Raw genomic sequence first — 839 nt, 5'->3', positions numbered from 1 at the left:
CTGGAAGGCGGATTTCCCGTTTCTGGAGAGCCGGCCTGCGCATATCACCGGCTGGGAACGGCGTTTCTGGCAGGGCTCGCATGACCACCGCGGCACGCCACAGGCGCCGGGACGCGTCGCCACGCTGACCGAGCGCCCCGGTGCGGTCTGCCACGGCATGGCCTACCGCATCACTCAGGACGTGCTCGGCCCACTGGATGTGCGCGAGAAAAATGGCTACCTGCGCGTGGTCACGCCGCTGCACTTCGATGATGTCGAGGGCGAGGACAACGTCGAGGGCCTGGTCTACCTCGCCAGCGAGGACAACGCCGCCTTCCTGGGTCCGGCGCCCGATACCACCATCGCCAAGCAGATCGCCGAGTCCCACGGCCCTAGCGGCCCCAATCGCGATTACCTGCTCAACCTGGCCCAAGCGCTGCGCGAAATGGGCCACGACGACCCACACATCTTCGCCCTGGAGCGTGAACTGCTCGCACTGCCCACTCAGCCAGCGTAAAACGACACGCCGGCTGACGGGGGACTACGTCTCTACTTTGCCGCGCAAGGCTTTGGTCTTGCCTTTGCGGGTTTTCTTGTCGACACGGCGGCGCTTTGCGCCCTTGGAAGGCTGAGTGGGGCGGCGCACCTTGTGTTGCTTCACCGCGTCCTGAATCAACGCTTTGAGACGCGCCAGCGCTTCTTCCTTATTGGCTTCCAGCGTGCGATAACGCTGAGCCTTGAGGATGATTACACCGTCCTTGCTAATACGCTGATCGGACAGCGCCATCAGACGTTCCTTGTAGAACGGCGGCAATGACGAGCGGGGAATATCGAAACGTAGATGCACCGCCGAGGCGACC

General features: G+C 63.4%; 2 protein-coding genes. One reads left to right on the top strand and one right to left on the bottom strand.

Annotation, left to right across the window (positions count from 1 at the left end; genetic code table 11):
* On the top strand, window positions 1–496 hold a 496-nt coding region (locus tag OP495_RS18525; RefSeq protein WP_280571247.1), incomplete at its 5' end, for a gamma-glutamylcyclotransferase.
* 24 nt (window positions 497–520) lie between these two features.
* Here the strand turns inward: OP495_RS18525 and arfB are convergent.
* A partial coding sequence (gene arfB / locus OP495_RS18520) for an alternative ribosome rescue aminoacyl-tRNA hydrolase ArfB (RefSeq protein ID WP_280571245.1) occupies window positions 521–839 on the bottom strand: 319 nt, incomplete at its 5' end.

This window comes from Chromohalobacter sp. 296-RDG (assembly GCF_029889885.1).
GTDB lineage: Bacteria > Pseudomonadota > Gammaproteobacteria > Pseudomonadales > Halomonadaceae > Chromohalobacter.
Note: the sequence above shows the minus strand (reverse complement) of the source record. Positions and strands in the feature narration are given on the sequence as shown.